This window comes from Psychrobacter muriicola 2pS, assembly GCF_904846535.1.
Taxonomy (GTDB): domain Bacteria; phylum Pseudomonadota; class Gammaproteobacteria; order Pseudomonadales; family Moraxellaceae; genus Psychrobacter; species Psychrobacter aquimaris.
The window spans coordinates 131,718-147,019 of the sequence record NZ_CAJHBC010000006.1; the positions used below are offsets into that span (position 1 = coordinate 131,718).

Genomic DNA, 15,302 nt, shown 5'->3' on the forward strand with positions numbered 1-15,302 from the left:
CCAGTCAATCAAATACTAGTCTTGCTGTGGTGCATGTACGAAATCAACCACGTTCAAGTCAAAGCCTGATAGTGCGTAAAACTTCATGGGTGATGATAATAAACGCATATCACGCACGCCTAAATGACGCAAAATCTGTGCGCCAACCCCAATGCTGCGATATGGCTGCTGGGTAATGGTCGATAGCGATTCATTGTCTGCCGCTTTGTCTAACGCTTCTCCTAAATCTACTGGCTGATTGCTACCAATCCAGACGAGTACGCCGCGATCTGAGTTGCTGATTTCCTCTAGTGCTGAGCGTACACTCCAGCCGCTACGACCCGTCATATCATTTTTGGCCGCAAATAGATCGCGTAATGGGTGGAAACCATGGACACGGACAGTGCTGACGCCTGCGCTCACATCGCCTTTTACCAAAGCCAAATGAGTCTCATCAGCGCCAAATTCGCGGAAGCGATGTAGCGTAAAGGTGCCGTATTCCGTTTCAAAAGGACGCGACTCAATTTCTTCTACCGTTTGTTCATTAGCGATACGGTAGTTGATGAGATCAGCAATCGTACCCATCTTGATGCCATGCTCTTTGGCAAATATCTCAAGGTCATCACGGCGCGCCATTGTGCCATCCGCATTAATGATTTCGACAATCACTGCTGCTGGCTCAAGCCCTGCTAGGCGTGCTAAGTCACAACCCGCTTCAGTGTGGCCAGCGCGGTGCAAGACGCCACCATTTTGTGCCATGATTGGGAAGATATGCCCAGGTTGGACGATGTCTTCAGGTTTTGCTGAAGCAGAAACCGCTGCTTGAATGGTACGCGCGCGATCGGCAGCAGAGATACCAGTCGTAACGCCTTCAGCGGCTTCGATAGAGACAGTAAAGTTAGTGCTAAATTTTGCTTCATTACGATCAGACATCAGCGGCAACGCCAACTGTTGGCAGCGCGCTTGTGACAAGGTCAAGCAGACCAAGCCACGTGCATGAGTAATCATAAAATTGATATCTTCAGGGCGCACATGGGTCGCTGCCATAATGATATCGCCTTCATTTTCACGGTCTTCATCATCCATCAAGATGACCATCTTGCCAGCACGAATGTCTTCGATAATCTCAGGAATCGTATTTAAACTCATAGTAAGTCTCAATATTTTATTATTTATAGATAGGTTTAATTTGGAGTATAAAGCGTTATCTGTCTATTGTAGCAGTAGATGCTACAGAGCGCTGTTGCGGTTAGGCAAAGGGCACTCAAGCAAATTAATCCACTGTAGACGTTATTTGATCATTGCTTATATATCAATATGAGGACATTTTAACGCTTTTCAGCCCACTGTGCTGCTTCATCTCGAAACTATATGGGCCAGTCTGTCAAAAATAGCGATAAGTATTACTAATGGTCACGACGATTCATGTATTCAATGACGTATTAAGCAATGGGCTCAACTATATTGCGAGCCATTAGTCGTTACTGGCAGCTTGGCTTTTTAGCCAATCCATAAACTGTTTACTGTGTTGCTCGCGCTGGTTGTCAGCAAATTCATAAAAGCTAGTACCAACCAGACTGTCTGGCAAATAGCTTTGCGGATAATAGTGATTGGGATAATCGTGTGGATAAGCATAACCTTGACCATAGCCTTGATTGCGCATCAGTTTGGTCACGCCATTACGCAGGTGTAGCGGCACAGGCGAGGCATCTTTTTCTGCCAAAGCCATGGCAGCGTTAATGGCTTTATAAGTGCTGTTACTTTTGGCGCTGGTTGCCAAATAAACCACCACTTGTCCCAAGATAATACGCGCTTCTGGCATGCCGATTGATTGCACACTGCGCAATGCTGCATCGGCAAGCAGTAAGGCATTAGGGTTGGCATTACCAATATCTTCACTGGCCAAGATGACCAAGCGCCGTGCGATAAAATCAGCAGGCTCACCGCCAACGAGCATCCGCGCCATCCAATAAAGCGCAGCATCAGGGTCTGAGCCACGTACGGACTTTATCATCGCCGAGATAATATCATAATGCTGCTCACCATCTTTGTCATAGCGAACTAGAGCTGTTTGGGCGACACGAGCGACCAATTCATCATTAATAATGAGCGGAGAGTGCTTCGTGTCCGCCGTTTGAATGGCAAGCTCTAATAAATTTAATGCCTTTCTAGCATCGCCATGCGCCAGTTGGCTGATAGTATCTTTCGCTTGTAAATCAACCGTTAAACTCTTCAGCACTGAATCTTCTGAGATTGCCCTTTGCAATACGGCACCGATTTGCTCAGGCGTCAGTGGCTCTAAACGATACACTTGGCAACGTGATAGCAGGGCGTTATTGACACTAAAGGAAGGGTTTTCAGTCGTGGCACCAATCAAAGTAATATCACCAGATTCGACCGCGCCCAGTAGTGCATCTTGCTGGGCTTTATTGAAGCGGTGAATCTCATCAATAAAAACCACAGGTGATTCAAAGTTTAAAGAATCTTTGGTATCTAATACTTCGCGTAACTGTTTGACTCCAGTATTCAAAGCAGACAACGCATGAAAAGGCCTGCCAACAGCATCAGCCAAGAGCATGGCAATAGTCGTTTTGCCGATGCCAGCTTCACCATGCAAAATAATCGATGGCAGATGTCCTTGTTCAACCAAGCGCCGCAAGGGTGCACCTGCTGCTAACAAGTGCTCTTGGCCAATAATGGCATCAAGTGTCGTTGGGCGCATGCGCTGGGCAAGGGGTGTATCAGCATGAAAATTAGGCGGCATAGAGATCTCTATTATCAATTTAAACAGCTATCAATGAGTTTATAACGACAGTGATTAATGGGTTTTTATTACTGCATCTAAATAATGACACACTAGATTACATTCATCATTTCTATGGGAAACGAACATATCTGTCTGGCATGATTTTCGCACTAATGAATATTAGGGCGTGTTGAACATTCACAAATCGGCACTGCTGATGACCATTTTAGTATCAGCCTAACAGGACAGGACTCTTTTTTGACGCTTCTTAGCTAAAAATAGACGCTTAGAATGACTAAACTTACTATTTTTAACGTTGAATCGCCTGAAAAATACTCCCTGTCAGTGCCACGGCCGAATGTTCAACACGCCCTAGACATCAGCAGTAAAAGTAGGCTAATTTATAAAGACGCTATTTGGTATGTGTTATACACGATAGGCTAACGCAGATTTACGTTAATAAAAGTCAATTAAGTGTACAGCTTATGTCCCAAATACTTTGATTTTTATACTTTTATCCCTATTAACGGTTCAACAGCATTGATAGGCCACAGCTATCATGCGTGATTTACGATCTATACTTCGTGATAACTCATTCATTAGGCATAAGGTATTACCGTCATGATGTCTCCACCGATGTTGCAGCGTTTGTTTGATCGGTATTTATATCGCAGTGCAAAGCAGCAATCACGTTCGCTTACTACAGGTGAGATAGCGCTGGCGCGTTCAGTATTTGGCGACAGTATCGATCTCGATGATGTTCAGCTCAAGACTGCTTGGTGGGTATTGAAACATTATGCGGTCAGTCCTAATGGCAATATTTATTTTAACCCAGCGGATTGGATAATAGATTTTAGCGATGCGTCATTTAGTAAAAAAAGCTGGCTGATACATGAATTGACCCATGTATGGCAATTACAGCAAGGCTTAAAAGTAGTGCGCGGTGCACTTATTGATCGCCGTTATGATTATGTGCTCAAAACAGGCAAATCCTTTTTTAACTACGGTATCGAACAGCAGGCGCGTATGGTTCAGGATTATTTTATTCGTCGTCAGCGTGGACAAGACTGTCAAGCGTTAGAAACTTGTATTCCGTTTTTAATCGTAAAGTCTGACGACCATATGAAGTGATATCCATTGGCAATGGACTGCCATGATAATTTTAGTTTTTATTATTTTGCCTTAACAAGGACACATACCCTTATGTTTAAATTTTTGCCAAAAAAGTCTACTAATTATAAAATGAGTAAATGTGTGGTTGATGACTCTATCAATCAAAAAACCAATATTTTACAACACTCGTCAACCTTGCTGGTAGCAACATTGAGTGGCGTATTACTCTTAAATGGCTGTCAACAGCAAGCAGAGACTCAACCTGCGCCCGAAGATAGTCAGAGTGTTGAAAAAACGAGCACTGAAGACAGTCAGCCTATGCGCCCAAGTGATTCTGCTGCTGCTCGTATAAAGCAGTTTCAGCCTATATATGTCGCGCAAGCACAAAGGCTACAGCGTCGTTTACAAGCAGAGTATGAGTCCCTCCAAGCCGCTGATAGCTCAGACAGTGAAGAGTCATTGCTGCTAAATGGTGATACTGCTGCTAGCGATACTAATACTGGCAACGTGATGGAGAATAATAGCGAAACAGCTGATAGCAGCTTATCATCTGCTGACACCACAGATGGTGAGGTGGATATGACCGCTGAGGCTGATATCAATACCAGTACGAAAGTTGGTGAGCGTGATTTAACGGTTTTAAAGCGCATCAGCCTTGTGCCACGTAAGCCTATTATGCTCACAGAAGATCAAATTATCGAAAGCTATCAGCAAGCGATGGATGCACTTTATCAGCCTGTAACAACGCCACTTAGCGCAGAAGATATCGATACGTTAATCAATATAGCAACACTGGTTCCGCAGTTATTTGAGCATGCAGAAATTGCTGGTAGACTCAGCGCCAAGAGCCCAGCGTTAGCACGTTTGATTATTCAGCATCAGGTTTGGGAGCAGATAGAAGCTCAGCAAGTGATTGATATGCAGCAAATGAAACTGAATCAACAAAAAGAATTTGAGGCGCTTATGACTAAGTTTAATGAAACTATTGAAGGATATGATGAGCAAATTGCCAAGTACGAGCAAACATTACAAGAATTTCAATAAATCAGCTGTGTGTTATCGTACAACGTATCGGTTTTATTTAGAATCAACTATCTGCCATTTTTAAGATAGCATTTGAACCAATGATATTGAGCTTGAAACCAGTGATATTAAAATCACAAATAAGAAAATAAAAAATCCCGCACGATGGCGGGATTTTTTATGGTTCTAGAAGCTAGAGTATAAGTGACTATTTGCGGTCTTCAACTTTAACGAAGTCGCGATGCGTTTCACCAGTGTATAACTGGCGCGGACGACCGATTTTGAACGGAGCACTGTGCATCTCTAACCAATGGCTGATCCAGCCAGAGGTGCGAGCCAATGAGAAAATAACGGTAAACATTGACGTTGGGATACCGATGGCCTTAAGGATAATGCCAGAGTAGAAATCAACGTTTGGATACAAGTTACGCTCAACGAAGAACGGGTCTTCTAAGGCGATTTTCTCAAGTGCCATGGCAAGCTCAAGCTTAGGATCATTGATACCCAATGCGCCTAATACTTCATCACAAGTCTCTTTCATCACTTGTGCGCGTGGGTCAAAGTTTTTATAAACGCGATGACCAAAGCCCATCAATTTCACTTCACGGCTCTTCACTTTTTCCATGAACTCAGGCACATTTTCTACAGAACCGATCTCATCTAACATCTCAAGCACGGCTTCGTTCGCGCCGCCATGTGATGGTCCCCAAAGGGCTGCGATACCAGCAGCGATACAGGCATAAGGGTTTGCGCCAGTAGAACCTGCTAGACGTACCGTAGACGTTGACGCGTTTTGCTCGTGGTCAGCATGCAAAGTAAAGATTTTGTCCATGGCGCGAGTGATGACGTCGTTGGTTTTGTAGTCAACATCAGCAGGCGTGGCAAACATCATGTATAAGAAGTTTTCAGCATAGCTAAAGTCGTTGCGTGGATACATGAACGGTTCGCCTTGCGAGTATTTATAACTCATCGCAGCAAGCGTTGGCATCTTAGCAATCAGACGGATAGCAGTGATTTCACGATGCTCTTCGTTACTGACGTCTAACGCTTCATGATAAAACGCGGATAAAGCACCCACGACACCAACCATAATAGCCATTGGATGTGCGTCACGGCGGAAGCCTTCAAAGAACTTGCGTAATTGATCATGAACACCCGTATGCTTACGGATTTTTTCAAAGAAGTCTGCTTTTTGCTCAGCATTAGGCAAGTCGCCATGAATCAATGCATAAGCCACTTCTAAATATTCAGCATTGTTTGCTAATTGATCGATAGGGTAGCCGCGGTGTAGTAGCTCACCTTTACCGCCATCAATATAAGTAATCTTTGATTCAACAGGCGCGGTTACTTTAAAACCAGGGTCATAAGACCAAAATCCTGATTCTTGTAGAGCAGCAATATCTAGAACTGGACGCCCTAAAGTACCTTCGATAATAGGAAACTCGTATTCTTTACCATTGACGGTTAGTTTGGCATTAGTGTCAGCCATAAATTGCTCTCCATTGTTTTTAGCTTGTTAGAATAAAATTACGACAGACGCACACCCTCGCGCTATCGGTAGTCAAATGATCAAAATGCATTTAACTCATTTAATACGCAGGGTATATTAGCAGTAATTCCTTATGATTTGAAAAGACTTTTACCATCAATGCCACCAATTGGCACGGTTTAGTCGTGTTTGTTCACTGTAATTTTTGTATCAAAATATGTCTGATTAGTTATTTTGCTTAGAAAGCTTGTTTTTATGACAGTAAGTAGAGCTACATTATCCGCATAATTTCTAAAGAAATTTACGATAATAATGTAGCAGATTTTATTAATATTTGGGGTAAAAACAGACAGAGTATGAGTAGTAGACGAATTGAGTTGGGTAAAAATTCCGCCAGAATTGTGCAATTTTGAAAAATGCGTATGTCCTCTGTCTGTTTATTTGTTAACACAGCGTTTATCTTTTACTGCTTAGGGGATAAATTTGTAATTATCGTCCAGTCATTTTATAATTGTAGGGACTTAACTGGCGCTCGCTTTGTGCGAATTGATAAGTGGTCATGATATAGTGTCGTTTTTCTATTCATACTCGGTCTCGGCTGAGTAGCACAAGAGCAACGACGCACCAGCGTTTTGATAAACAATATCTTCGATCCATGGTTTGAATGTTCTTGTTAACTGTTCTATTTTTAAGTTTTTAGTAAAAGGGCTGTATTGATATCGATGACGGAATAGCGTTATTTTTATTGATATGACCAGTAAAAATAGACTAGTTAATCGATCTTACTCATGTTTATTTTCTTTGTTGTATAATAGATGGGTTGTTTGACAGACCTGTCGATTTGACGAGCGGTATTAAACAATTTATCAATACTTTGAACTCCATGATCCTTTCTTCATATTTAGCGCAAACTAAACGAAGTCAGCTAGCTCTTCCTTACTTTATTCGTCTCGTGTGTTGCTCAATGCTTAATCGACATCAGTGATATCAAGCGTTGATAGCAGATACAGGAGTATAACCGCAAAAAGGATGCCCGCTGTGAAAAGCAACCGACCTATTGATCTGCCTTTAAGCCAAGTGATTAGCGTTAATCGCTCACCGATTGCGATCGCCTCTATCTTGCATCGTATCTCTGGCATTATTTTATTTTTATTGATTCCTGTCATGCTGTGGTTACTACAGAACTCATTGGCTTCGGCTGAGAGTTTTGAAACCGTATTTGACAACGTACTTGTGCGCTTTTTAGCATGGATATTTGTTGCCGCGATTGCTTATCACTTTGTGATGGGCATCAAGCACTTATTTGCTGATATGGGCATGAACGAAGAGCTAAAATCTGGCCGCACTGCGTCTATGGTTAGTTTTGTGATTGCAGCGATTCTAATTGTCGCGTCATTTGTATGGGTGATGTTCTAATGATAAAAAATGATTCAGGAATCAAAAGTGCGACCGGTCTGACAGGTTCAGGCTCACGCGATTGGATTATCCAGCGTATTAGCGCTGTCGTTTTAGCCGTTTATAGTGTGGTATTGCTGGGCTTCTTTTTGACGCACGGCGATGTTACTTTCGTTGAATGGTCATCATTTATGACCAGTTTGCCTATGCGTCTATTTAGCTTGGTGGCGGTACTTGCACTAGCTGGCCATGCTTGGGTTGGTATGTGGACCGTGTTCACTGATTATATTACCACTGGCAAATTGGGCTCAAGCGCCGCAGGTCTACGCTTAGTGCTACAGTCATTGATGATTATCGCTATTTTAGTGTTTCTATTTTGGGGTATTATGATTTTTTGGGGTACTGGTTTCGGTGTTGTTGCCGTTTAACTATAGCCAATCCCCTATAATATGGATACGGTGTCAGGCTTGATTAGTCTACTATTTGTAGTGCTTTCACTAGCTTTCCTTGTATCCACATTATATTGAACAGACTATATATATTGATAACCTTGATTTATCTATGAACAATAACGGACGCGACATAACAAATGTCAAAGTCATCCGTTATAGCCAAAAATAGTCATAGCCAATCATAGCGTTGGACATCATTGACTTAGTCAGTCACTTATATAGTAAGTGCGCTATGGTTTAGTCAGTGAGCGAACCCAATATAACGATAGATATGCAAATTAGGTGGTTAAAGGTTGTTAGCATCATCCACTTTGATAATTGCAAGTAGTGGCGAGACAATAAAGTGTTTTGTCCAGCAATAGGATGATTTTGAGACAGCCTTTTTATTTACTTCTAAGCATTAACAGGCATTAGGAAAACCGTAATGGCAACTAGACAAGATAATACCATTAGTAATATTAAGACCCTAAACTACGATGCAGTCATCGTTGGTGGCGGCGGCTCAGGTATGCGTGCTTCACTACATTTGGCAGAAGCGGGCATGAAAGTTGCCGTTTTGACCAAAGTATTCCCAACCCGTTCGCACACCGTTGCGGCTCAGGGTGGTATCGGCGCAAGTTTGGGCAACATGAGTAACGATAACTGGCATTTCCACTTTTATGATACCGTTAAAGGGTCAGATTGGTTGGGTGACCAAGACGCGATTGAATACATGTGCCGCGAAGCGCCAAAAGTAGTTTATGAGCTTGAGCACATGGGCATGCCGTTTGACCGTAACGAAGATGGCACGATTTATCAGCGCCCATTCGGTGGTCATACGTCGAACTATGGCGAAAAAGCCGTACAACGCGCTTGTGCTGCTGCCGACCGTACAGGTCACGCATTGCTACATACGCTATATCAGAAAAATCTAGAGCAAGGCACTGAGTTCTTCATCGAGTGGATTGCGCTTGATTTGATCAAAGACGAAGCTGGCAACATCAACGGTGTTATCGCGCTTGAGCAAGAGACAGGTACGGTTGCCGTATTCCAATCACCAATCACTGTCCTAGCGACAGGTGGTGCTGGTCGTATCTTTGCGGCATCTACCAACGCTTATATCAATACTGGTGACGGTATTGGCATGGCAGTTCGTGCTGGCATCCCATTACAAGACATGGAATTCTGGCAGTTCCACCCAACGGGCGTTCATGGTGCTGGTGTACTATTGACCGAAGGTTGCCGCGGTGAAGGCGCTATCTTACGTAATAAAGATGGCGAAGCCTTCATGGAACGCTATGCACCAACCGTGAAAGATTTGGCACCACGTGATCTAGTATCACGCTCGATGGACCAAGAAATCAAAGAAGGCCGTGGTTGTGGTCCTAATGCCGATCATATCGTCATGGATATGACGCATTTGGGTGTTGAAACCATTATGAAGCGTTTGCCATCAGTCTTTGAGATTGGTAAAAACTTCGCTAACGTTGATATCACCAAAGAGCCAATTCCTGTTATCCCAACCATTCATTATATGATGGGCGGTATTCCAACCACTATTCATGGTCAAGTAATTACCCCTGATCTAGAAGCTGGTACGGATGAAGATGGTTTATATGCAAAAGGCAACGTAGTTAAGGGTCTTTATGCCATTGGTGAATGTGCTTGTGTGAGTGTTCACGGTGCCAACCGTTTAGGTACCAACTCATTACTTGATCTATTGGTATTTGGTCGCGCTGCGGGCAAACACATTGTTGATGAATTTCACCATGCTGATCACAACTATAAGCCACTAGATCCACGCGTGCTTGATTTCACCGTGCGTCGTTTAGACAAGCTGCAACAGTCTACCGAAGGCTACAATGCGCAAGACGTGGCTGATGAGATTCGTGCAACCATGCAGGCACATGCGAGTGTATTCCGTACACAAGCAATGATGGACGAAGGCGTTGAGAAGATTTTAGCGCTGGGCGATAAGATCGAAAAAATCCATTTGGGTGATAAATCACAAGTGTTTAATACAGCACGTATTGAAGCTTTCGAAGTTGCGAACTTATATGAAGTGGCAAAAGCGACAATGATATCAGCCGCAAAGCGTCATGAAAGCCGCGGCGCGCATAGTGTATCTGATTATGACCGTCCAGAAGATGACGATTATGCACCAAATGGCCGTAATGACCACGAGTGGATGAAGCATACCTTATGGTATTCTGAAGGCAATCGCATCATTTATAAGCCAGTTCGTAAAGTACCACTAACGGTTGATTATATCGAACCGAAAGTTCGCGTCTATTAATTCTAGACTGCGCAATTTAGCTGTACGAACAGCGTAAACGTTTTATCCCTTATTCATTTATTAAAAGGTGACCGCCAGCTACATGCTCATGCCAGCGTTACGATATGATTAGTCGATATTTAATAATTATTGTCAATATTGACTAATCAATAGCGCTGATGTGCTGCAATCTTTGTATGCCCGCCATCACCTACGTGTGGAGTTTAGCATTATGAGCCGAGGTACTCGCACCATCGAAATCTATCGCTACGATCCTGATCTGGACGCAGCGCCGCGCATGCAAACGTATACGATTGAGTTGCTAGACTCAGATCGTATGTTGCTTGACGTGTTATTACGCCTAAAAAAGGAAGACGAAACACTGACCTTCCGTCGCTCTTGCCGTGAAGGTATTTGTGGCTCTGATGGCATGAACATCAATGGCAAAAATGGTCTAGCGTGTCTCATTAACATGAACACTCTGCCAGAAAAAGTCACGGTACGTCCATTACCTGGTTTACCAGTTGTTCGAGATTTGGTCGTCGATATGAACCAATTCTATGAGCAATACGAAAAAGTACATCCTTACTTAATCAATGACCAGCCAGCACCGCCGACAGAGCGTCTGCAATCACCTGAGCAACGCGAAAAGCTAAACGGTCTGTACGAATGTATTCTATGCGCGTGCTGTTCAACCAGCTGCCCATCGTTCTGGTGGAACCCTGATAAATTCTTAGGTCCATCAGCGCTATTGCATGCTTATCGCTTTGTGGCTGATAGCCGTGATAGTGATACGCAAGCACGTTTGGCGCGTCTAGATGATCCATTTAGCCTATTCCGTTGCCGCGGTATCATGAACTGTGTGTCAGTTTGTCCAAAAGGCTTAAACCCAACCAAAGCGATTGGTCATTTACGTAATATGCTTATTGACCAAGCGGGTTAATCGTTTATAATCGCCTAGTTTTTTTGCAGATATCGTACGAAGAACACCACCTAATCATTAGGTGGTGTTTTTTATGAGCAAGCTCTCTGAGATGGTTTGATTCTTTTTCAGTGCCAGACAGTTCTTAGAGAGACAATTATATGGCATGGTTAAAGGTAATACTGGGCTAACATAACAATACGTTGGTTGTATGTAAGAAGACATGATATATGCGTCAGCAATCTATATAATTGGTGTTAGAAAAAAGTATTCACCAAGAGATATTAACCACGTTAAATGTTAGAATAGTGCATCATTGTAATGATAAGGCATTTTAATGACTAAATTTTAGTCGTCAGCAGTTATGTTTTACTGATAAATAGATGTATAAGGCACGCAGTAAACTGAAATAATGTACCTAAAATGATAGTAGATATTCATTACCTAAATAGTTATTATTGAACAAACAAACTATGGCGCAAAACGCTGTCATGCTACTCTATACAGCAATGTATGTTTGCCTCAAAAGCAATGATAGCTCGGAAGTAACCATACGATTCAGCGAGAGTAGCCAAGTGATAGGCTAGCTGAACGATTCATTGGATGTTTATCTTCAATGAATTGGTTATGACTAATTGCAGTATATATAAATTAATGTTGTGAAACGAGTCGGATAAGAAAACTGGACGTTCACAAATAATTGTATTTTTAATAATAGGTATTGCAATGACACTTATTATCACTATTTAGAATTACTGTCTGTCATAAGCAAAATGACAGGCAAATGTACTACTCTTTTATAGTGATAACTGTGGTTTTATAAAACAGTACTGAATAGAAGACGATTGAGTTTTTATAGCATCAAGTATGTATATATCTAACATACGACAGATTACACAATAATAAGCACGATTCCATTCATTTATCTATCAAATAGACGATTATTATGAATAGTATAACTAAAGAAGCCGCAAGCCTAGGACATACAGAACTGGCTGCTGACAACGCCAGCTATATAGAAGCTCTTTATGAGCAATACCTAAACGACCCTGATAGCGTCGATACCGATTGGCAAACGTATTTTGAACAATATAAATCGCCAAACGATGCACAGCACAACGCTATTAAGGAACAGTTTTTGTTGCTTGCCCGCAACCAAACGGCTAACAAAGCTAGCACTCAAGCGCCTGATGCAAATACAGGCAATTTAACTGACTGTGCTAACCCTAAGCAAATGGGTGTACAGCAGCTAATTTCAGCTTACCGCCGCCGTGGTCATCGCCGCGCCAAGCTTGATCCGTTAAATTTACATCCACGTGCAGAAGTGGAAGATTTGACCCTTGCTTATCACAACCTTTCAGAAGCTGACCTTGATACGGTATTTCCTACCAACGATTTAAATATTGGTAAAGATGAAGCGCCATTGCGTGAAATCATCGAAATTATGGAACGTGTTTACTGCCGCCACATTGGTGCTGAATACATGCACGTTACCACCAGTACTGAAAAACGCTGGATGGAAAAGTATCTAGAATCCAACTTAGGTTACATCAAGTTTGATAAAGAAAAACGCTTATCTATTCTTGAGCGCTTAACAGCAGCTGAAGGTCTAGAAAAATACTTAGCACGTAAATATACGGGCGTTAAGCGTTTCGGACTAGAGGGCGGCGAAAGCTTTATCCCTGCTATCAATGAAATCATCCAACGTGCAGGCGGTTATGGCACTAAAGAGATGGTTATCGGTATGGCTCACCGTGGACGCCTAAACCTACTGGTCAATATCTTAGGTAAAAACCCTGCGGACTTGTTTGACGAGTTTGATGGCAAAGTACAGCCAGAAAAAGGCTCAGGTGACGTTAAATACCATAATGGTTTCTCATCGAATGTGATGACGCCAGGCGGTGAAGCGCATTTGGCTTTAGCATTTAACCCGTCACATCTTGAGATTGTCGCGCCGGTATTGCAAGGTTCTGTACGCGCCCGTCAAGTTCGCCGCAACGATCAGCCACAATTGGATAACAAAGGTGGCAATTCAGTATTGCCAATCGTTATTCATGGTGATGCTGCGTTTGCTGGTCAAGGCGTGGTTCAAGAAACGTTCCAAATGTCACAAACCCGTGCTTATACCACTGGTGGTACAGTACATATTGTGATCAATAACCAAGTCGGTTTCACGACAAGTCGTCAAGAAGACGTGCGTTCAACTGAGTACTGTACTGATGTCGCAAAAATGGTACACGCACCTATTCTACATGTGAACGGTGATGATCCTGAGTCGGTCGTATTTGCCGCACAGTTAGCATTAGATTACCGTCATGAGTTTGATAAAGACATCATTATCGATCTGTTCTGCTATCGCCGCAACGGTCACAATGAAGCCGATGAGCCGTCAGCGACTCAGCCTCTTATGTATGCAGTTATTAAGAAGCTACCAACGACTCGTACGATTTATGCACAAAAACTCATCGAAGAGGGTGTGTTAAATGCTGAACAAGAAAAACAGTATGAAGATGACTATCGTGAATCTTTAGACCGTGGTGACTATGTTGCCAACTCGCTAGTTCAAGAACCTAACGAGCAGCTATTTGTAGATTGGAAACCTTATTTAGGTCACGAATTGGTGGATGATTGGGATACCAGTGTCGACATCGAGATTCTAAAAGGTTATGGACGTCGTATGGCGGAAATGCCAGAAGGCTACAAGTTACAACGCCAAGTACAAAAAGTGGTTGAGCAGCGCTTAGCCATGCAAACGGGCGAAGAGCCTCTTAACTGGGGTGCAGCTGAAACGTTGGCATACGCATCACTAGTCGATAACGATAAAGTATTGGTACGTATTACTGGTGAAGACGTTGGTCGTGGTACTTTCTCACATCGTCATAGCGAAATCTACAATATCAATGATGGCAGCATGTATGTGCCATTGGCTCATATTAGTGAAAACCAAGCCCGTTTTGCCACTTATAACTCACTGTTATCAGAAGAAGCGGTACTAGCCTTTGAATATGGTTATGCAACGACAGTACCAAATGCCTTGATCGTTTGGGAAGCGCAGTTTGGTGACTTCGTCAATGGCGCACAGGTGGTGATTGACCAGTTTATCTCAAGTGGTGAAACCAAATGGCAGCGCGTTTGTGGTCTAACTATGTTGTTACCACACGGTTTTGAAGGTCAAGGTCCTGAGCATTCATCTGCACGTCTTGAGCGTTTCTTACAGCTATGTGCTGAAGACAACATGCAAGTGATTACGCCAACGACACCTGCACAGATCTATCATGCGCTACGTCGTCAAGCGGTTCGCCCAATTCGTAAGCCATTGATTGTCATGTCACCGAAGAGCTTACTGCGTCATAAGCTAGCAACTTCTAATCTTGAAGAGCTGGCGAATGGTAAGTTTGAAACCGTATTACCAGAGATGGACAATCAAAACGCAGACAAAGTCACTCGTATGGTGCTTTGTGGTGGTAAGGTTTATTACGATTTGCTTGAGCAGCGCCGTGCCTTAGGTCTAGATCATGTTGCTATTGTTCGTATCGAACAGCTCTACCCATTACCAGAGCAGCGTTTGATGGCTGAGATTGAAAAATACAGCAACTTGGCTGAGATTGTATGGACGCAAGAAGAGCCGCTTAACCAAGGTGCTTGGTATTATTTAGCACCGCATATGTTCCGTATCGTCGTACCACACCCAACCAAGGCGAAAGTCATGGAGCCAGTGGCACGTCCTGCGAGTGCAGCACCTGCAACAGGTTCACCAAAACTGCATGCTCAGCAGCAGCAAGCGTTAATCGCTGGTGGTCTTGGTATCAGTGTCGATGAGTTGGCTAAATAACAGATTATTGAAGATAAATGAATCAGGCGATAACAGTCAGTATGTTGTAATAAAATCTAGATAATCTTATTTAAGATGGCTATCCAAGATGGCACTG

General features: G+C 43.0%; 10 protein-coding genes. 7 read left to right on the top strand and 3 right to left on the bottom strand.

Annotated elements, in window-relative coordinates:
- Positions 1-15: 15 nt before the first annotated feature.
- Both ribBA and JMX93_RS10495 read right to left on the bottom strand, forming a co-directional pair.
- Positions 16-1,128: a bifunctional 3,4-dihydroxy-2-butanone-4-phosphate synthase/GTP cyclohydrolase II gene (gene ribBA / locus JMX93_RS10490; RefSeq protein WP_443214716.1), complete on the bottom strand. Its 1,113-nt coding sequence runs from the start codon at positions 1,126-1,128 to the stop codon at positions 16-18.
- Positions 1,129-1,453: 325 nt separating this feature from the next.
- Positions 1,454-2,743 carry a replication-associated recombination protein A gene (locus tag JMX93_RS10495; protein WP_499204664.1) on the bottom strand — a complete coding sequence of 430 codons (1,290 nt, stop codon included), beginning with the start codon at positions 2,741-2,743 and terminating at the stop codon, positions 1,454-1,456.
- A 618-nt stretch (positions 2,744-3,361) separates the two neighbouring features.
- Here JMX93_RS10495 and JMX93_RS10500 point away from each other — a divergent pair.
- Both JMX93_RS10500 and JMX93_RS10505 read left to right on the top strand, forming a co-directional pair.
- Positions 3,362-3,856, top strand: a complete 495-nt coding sequence (locus JMX93_RS10500; RefSeq protein WP_499204674.1) for a type IV secretion protein Rhs — start codon at positions 3,362-3,364, stop codon at positions 3,854-3,856.
- 72 nt (positions 3,857-3,928) lie between these two features.
- Positions 3,929-4,882, top strand: coding sequence for a hypothetical protein (locus JMX93_RS10505; protein WP_499204665.1), 954 nt, complete (start codon positions 3,929-3,931; stop codon positions 4,880-4,882).
- Positions 4,883-5,069: 187 nt separating this feature from the next.
- Here JMX93_RS10505 and gltA read toward each other — a convergent pair whose 3' ends face one another.
- A complete protein-coding gene (gltA, locus tag JMX93_RS10510; RefSeq protein WP_193012642.1) occupies positions 5,070-6,350 on the bottom strand; it encodes a citrate synthase in 1,281 nt (426 codons plus the stop codon).
- A 1,029-nt stretch (positions 6,351-7,379) separates the two neighbouring features.
- Here gltA and sdhC point away from each other — a divergent pair.
- From sdhC to JMX93_RS10535, 5 genes are all read left to right on the top strand, one after another.
- Positions 7,380-7,766 (top strand): succinate dehydrogenase, cytochrome b556 subunit, encoded by a 387-nt coding sequence (gene sdhC / locus JMX93_RS10515; protein ID WP_083475612.1) that lies wholly within the window; start codon positions 7,380-7,382, stop codon positions 7,764-7,766.
- Positions 7,767-7,768: 2 nt separating this feature from the next.
- On the top strand, positions 7,769-8,173 hold the full coding sequence (gene sdhD, locus JMX93_RS10520) for a succinate dehydrogenase, hydrophobic membrane anchor protein (protein WP_193012659.1): 405 nt from the start codon (positions 7,769-7,771) through the stop codon (positions 8,171-8,173).
- Between the two features lie 448 nt (positions 8,174-8,621).
- Complete coding sequence (gene sdhA / locus JMX93_RS10525) at positions 8,622-10,472, top strand: succinate dehydrogenase flavoprotein subunit (protein ID WP_443557709.1); 1,851 nt, start codon at positions 8,622-8,624, stop codon at positions 10,470-10,472.
- A gap of 211 nt (positions 10,473-10,683) precedes the next feature.
- Positions 10,684-11,394 (top strand): succinate dehydrogenase iron-sulfur subunit, encoded by a 711-nt coding sequence (locus JMX93_RS10530; protein ID WP_193008438.1) that lies wholly within the window; start codon positions 10,684-10,686, stop codon positions 11,392-11,394.
- Between the two features lie 925 nt (positions 11,395-12,319).
- Positions 12,320-15,205 carry a 2-oxoglutarate dehydrogenase E1 component gene (locus JMX93_RS10535; protein ID WP_193012644.1) on the top strand — a complete coding sequence of 962 codons (2,886 nt, stop codon included), beginning with the start codon at positions 12,320-12,322 and terminating at the stop codon, positions 15,203-15,205.
- Positions 15,206-15,302: the final 97 nt, after the last annotated feature.

Bases quoted from the DNA above. Each gene is read 5' to 3' on its own strand.
- ribBA (WP_443214716.1), bottom strand. From the start codon at position 1,128: ATGAGTTTAAATACGATTCCTGAGATTATCGAAGACATTCGTGCTGGC.
- JMX93_RS10495 (WP_499204664.1), bottom strand. From the start codon at position 2,743: ATGCCGCCTAATTTTCATGCTGATACACCCCTTGCCCAGCGCATGCGC.
- JMX93_RS10500 (WP_499204674.1), top strand. From the start codon at position 3,362: ATGTTGCAGCGTTTGTTTGATCGGTATTTATATCGCAGTGCAAAGCAG.
- JMX93_RS10505 (WP_499204665.1), top strand. From the start codon at position 3,929: ATGTTTAAATTTTTGCCAAAAAAGTCTACTAATTATAAAATGAGTAAA.
- gltA (WP_193012642.1), bottom strand. From the start codon at position 6,350: ATGGCTGACACTAATGCCAAACTAACCGTCAATGGTAAAGAATACGAG.
- sdhC (WP_083475612.1), top strand. From the start codon at position 7,380: ATGCCCGCTGTGAAAAGCAACCGACCTATTGATCTGCCTTTAAGCCAA.
- sdhA (WP_443557709.1), top strand. From the start codon at position 8,622: ATGGCAACTAGACAAGATAATACCATTAGTAATATTAAGACCCTAAAC.
- JMX93_RS10530 (WP_193008438.1), top strand. From the start codon at position 10,684: ATGAGCCGAGGTACTCGCACCATCGAAATCTATCGCTACGATCCTGAT.
- JMX93_RS10535 (WP_193012644.1), top strand. From the start codon at position 12,320: ATGAATAGTATAACTAAAGAAGCCGCAAGCCTAGGACATACAGAACTG.